This is a genomic window from Moorena sp. SIO3E8 (assembly GCF_010692445.1).
In the GTDB taxonomy this organism is placed as follows: domain Bacteria; phylum Cyanobacteriota; class Cyanobacteriia; order Cyanobacteriales; family Coleofasciculaceae; genus Moorena; species Moorena bouillonii.
In genome coordinates this window covers 1-4,169 of record NZ_JAAHHM010000270.1, presented here as the reverse complement: position 1 = coordinate 4,169, position 4,169 = coordinate 1, and the positions used below count along the sequence as shown (strand labels likewise).

Below are 4,169 nucleotides of genomic sequence, written 5' to 3'. Positions count from 1 at the left end.
GGGCTTCTACTGGATTCCTCAGCGGTTGGATTTTCACCAACTTAACTAACAAGTTTCAGATATTTCTATCTGAGGTTAATCCCCCAAATCCTTTTCAGGATAAGGTTTCTAACCAACAAATCGCACAGAGGTGTCATACCACATCCGGGTTAAAAAACCCTTGGAAAACCCAGTCCTTGAGGTGCTCCCGAAAGTTTGTGTAGCCGCGAGTTTCAGTCCTTTGGGTTTAACAGCAGCTAGAAAAGGGAATTTGGTATAAAACATCTGTAATTCCCCCTTCCCCGTTCCTTCCCATTGACATTCATCATGGAGCAGATTGACAAATTACTAACCCAATTAAATAATTTGCTGATTGGCAAGGGAGAAAAACAGCTGTCTCCTCGTGATCAGAAGATAATCCAAGACTCTTGGGCAGGTCAAACCTACGAGGACATGAATATTCCTGGATACACCACGGATTATATTAAGAAGATGGCTGCTCCTTCCTTATGGAAGAAACTGTCAGACCTAACAGGACAACGTGTCACAAAAAAAAATCTTCGGCTAGTTCTCGAGTCAGTCCCAAAACCGTCAAGCTTTATTCCTGAGCGGACCGAGAGTAGTCCCCTCTTCAAACTCGATTTAAGTGACGCACCCTATGTATCGGATTTCTACGGACGCACCAACGAACTGGCTCAGCTAGAGGAATGGATTGTCACAGATCACTGTCCATTGGTGGCTCTTTTGGGCATTACTGGCATTGGCAAAACTGCCTTGTCAGCGAAGCTAGTTGAACAGATTAAGGATCAGTTTGAGTATGTGATTTGGCGTACCCTCAACCATACTCCATCTGTTGAAGAACTTCTGAGTGACCTGATCCAATTCTTGTCCAACCATCAGGAAAACCCTTCATCAACAACTCTAGATAACCTGGTATCGCGACTAATGTATTACCTAAACCAGCATCGTTGTTTGGTAGTGCTTGATCAAGTAGAAGCGATCCTGGATGCTGGTCAATCCTCTGGAATTTACAAAGAGGGCTACCAGGGATATGGAAATTTACTGCAATCTATTGGGTACAAACGCCATCAAAGCTGCTTGTTGTTGACCAGTCAAGAACCTCCCCAGGAAGTTAAGGAACTAGTAATCAGGGCAGGAAGAATTCGGGAATTCCAACTCAAAGGCTTGAGAAAGGAAGAAGCCAAAGCACTCTTGTCAAACTACGGTCTTTCTAAATCTGTGCATGGAGTGGGACAACTAATTGATAGGTACAAAGGTCATCCCTTAGCCTTAAAGATTGCGGTTAGGACGATCCAAAACTGCCATAATGGTAAAATTTCGGATTTTCTCAAAGGGTCATTATTTATTGGTGATGTTTTGCTCAGTCTCCTCGACCAGCAATTTTATCACTTATCAGATTTTGATCAAGAGCTAATGAACTATTTAGCCATGGCTACCGAGCCAGTCTCAACTCAACACTTGCTAGCTGAATTTTATTCATATCCCAACAGAGCGACTTCAGAAATAAAGACATCTCTAAATAATTTGTTACAACGTTCACTTATTGAAAAAAATTATCAGGATATGGGGGAAGTCTTCTTTACCCTAGATCCTGTCATTAAAAAGTATCTTAACAAACGTTTGTACCAGGGTGGCTGATTTAAGTAACTATGATTCAGATCGGACAGGAAATACACAATCGTTATAAAGTTATTAAAAAGTTAGGTAGCGGTAACTTTAGTCAAACCTTTGAGGTAGAAGATTTGCTTGGTATTAACTCAAGTAACTTAGGCAAAAGGAAAGTCCTGAAAGTCCTGAAATTAAGTTACTATAGCAATTCAAAGATGAGAGAAAAAGTCGTTGAGCTGTTTCAGCGAGAAGTAGAAGTGTTGAAGCAGCTCACTCATCCAGGAATTCCCCGAGTTGAGCCAGATAGCTACTTCCGTTTTGTGCCTAATAAAAATAGCCAAGACGACTTCTTACACTGCTTGGTGATGGAGAAGATTGATGGACTAACGTTGGAAGAGTGGCTGCGACAGAACAATCAACTAATTACTGAAGCACAGGCAATTGACTGGCTAAAACAACTGATAGTAATACTTAAGGAAATCCATCCCAAGTATTTACATAGGGATATTAAACCTGATAACATCATGATCAGACCCAATGGACAACTGGTATTAATTGACTTTGGCGCAGTTAAAGCACTAACCCAAAAATACATTATTCAACAAATTACTTCGCAAAATACCAGTATTGGAACCCTAGGATATATGCCGCCAGAGATGATGAATGAACAGGAAGCTTATCCACAATCTGATTTTTTTTCCTTAGGTCGTACCTTTGTGCGGTTGCTCAGTGGTAAACACCCTAGTGATTTTACACAAGACTTACAAACTCAACAGTTGTTCTGGCGAAATGAAGCAACACATATTTCGGAAAGACTGTTGAACTTAATAGATTTTATAATGGAACCGGATTGGAAAAATCGTCCCAAAAATACCCAGGAAATTCTGTTATCTATGATTGATTTACTCATGGAAATAATTGACGACAATCATAATTATTATAATAATATTCTAAGAATTAGACGGGTTAAGCATAGCAATTATAATTTTATTAAGTCAGGAGTATTAATTTTTAGCATTGTCCTCAACTTATTTTTAATTGGTTTACTTATTAAAGTAGACTATCCAAGGCATGTTGTAGTTTTGCTAATGTTTGTAGTCCTCAGTATCCTGTTCATCTCACTAGTATTTCCTTTAGAATTTCCTTTATTCATTAAAAGAGTATACAAGCTGTTACTGTCTAGGAAAATCTAGCGGTTTGCCACCCGCGCTAATTAAAATAATAACAAGGGTATAATATCACTTGTGCAGAGCATTTGTACTAGAAAAATAACATCTAGTTTAGCGGCTTTTCCGGACTTACTATTCCAAAATGTTAGTTAAAACAACTCCAAAGATAGCTATCCCTTGATGTTATACTTCAACCTTATAAACTAACGGTAAATAATTGTCAAAATGGTTACCTAGCAATAATTTTGGACATCATATGAATAATTTAACATCACAGGTACGGAAAAGCCTTAAATAATCGGTCTATTGGCTTGCTGTTTAACAATTTCCAAAAGATTGGCGCTGCGCTGGCGGGAGCTGGCTAGCTGGTCATGGGATGCTTTCAATTCTGCACGATATATTCCTTCAAGGGTACTGAGTTTAGTCTCATATAGTGTTTTTGCCTGACGCTCAATTTCCGCCTTGCTAGCATCTAGTGGTACTTCAAGCCTAATCAAAAAGGAACCACTGCTCTTCTTTTCGATAGCTTGGATTGATAGGTATTCCTCACCGTATTCTTCCCTGAGTTGTTGAAAGGAAAGCAAAAAAGCTTTCCAGTCAATACCATCACTGAATGTCAGCTCAACAGTTTCCAACGCTTTCTGAAACAGACAAGTAAAATCTCCTGGGGCAAAGTTCTGAGTTTCATTCCTAGGGCGACGTTCAATGAATTTGTCTTGTGTATAGTCATATAGCGCTACGCGCAAGTGAGAAGTCAGAAGTCAGAAGTCAGAAGTAAGCTATGATTAAGTTTCGGAGTTTAGTAATGTCCTAATCTTAATGGGTAGTGCTATATTTTAGATAAGCATACTCACAAATCACATGCTTGAGCTTCGTGCCCTGATTAATTTTCCAATCTTCCAGACAAGCTCCGGTAAAGATTACTTCAGTAAAATTACAGTCTAATGCTTGAGTCCTAATCAGGTAAGCTTCCCTCAGGTCAGCCTTGGTCAGGTTAGCTTCGCTCAAATCAGTCCCGCTCAGGTCAGCCCCGCTCAGGTCAGTCTTGGTCAGGTCAGCTTTATGGAAGTTAGCTCCACTAAGGTCAGCTTTGCTGAGGTTAGCTAGGCTCAGGTCAGCTTTGCTGAGGTCAGCCCAACTGAGGTCAGCACCTCTGAGGTCAGCCTGGCTTAGGTCGGCATTTCTAAACTCAGCCAGACTGGGGTTAGGGCGTGTTTTCAAAGTTTTCCGCAAGATTATGATCCCCCCCAGCCCCCCTTAAAAAAGCTATCCATTAGGCAAAAGTAGTCGAAACAGTGATAGAGACTAGGACGTAGAAGCAAGTTGTGAACCTTCAAACAAATGGTAAAAGGTAGAAAGCCCTCGCCAGAGAGTTTTCAAGCCAGGTTCGCC

At 40.5% G+C, this 4,169-nt stretch carries 5 protein-coding genes; 3 read left to right on the top strand and 2 right to left on the bottom strand.

What is annotated here, in order from left to right; all coding sequences use genetic code 11:
* From F6K46_RS38555 to F6K46_RS38545, 3 genes are all read left to right on the top strand, one after another.
* Nucleotides 1-203: hypothetical protein (locus F6K46_RS38555; RefSeq protein ID WP_293068493.1), on the top strand; the 203-nt coding region annotated here is incomplete at its 5' end.
* A gap of 91 nt (nt 204-294) precedes the next feature.
* Nucleotides 295-1,638, top strand: coding sequence for an NB-ARC domain-containing protein (locus tag F6K46_RS38550; protein WP_293118064.1), 1,344 nt, complete (start codon nt 295-297; stop codon nt 1,636-1,638).
* A gap of 11 nt (nt 1,639-1,649) precedes the next feature.
* Nucleotides 1,650-2,801, top strand: coding sequence for a serine/threonine-protein kinase (locus tag F6K46_RS38545; RefSeq protein ID WP_293068487.1), 1,152 nt, complete (start codon nt 1,650-1,652; stop codon nt 2,799-2,801).
* Nucleotides 2,802-3,067: 266 nt separating this feature from the next.
* Here the strand turns inward: F6K46_RS38545 and F6K46_RS38540 are convergent, their stop codons facing one another.
* Both F6K46_RS38540 and F6K46_RS38535 read right to left on the bottom strand, forming a co-directional pair.
* Nucleotides 3,068-3,523, bottom strand: a complete 456-nt coding sequence (locus tag F6K46_RS38540; protein WP_293068484.1) for a hypothetical protein — start codon at nt 3,521-3,523, stop codon at nt 3,068-3,070.
* 70 nt (nt 3,524-3,593) lie between these two features.
* Complete coding sequence (locus F6K46_RS38535; protein WP_293068481.1) at nt 3,594-3,998, bottom strand: pentapeptide repeat-containing protein; 405 nt, start codon at nt 3,996-3,998, stop codon at nt 3,594-3,596.
* Nucleotides 3,999-4,169 lie beyond the last annotated feature (171 nt).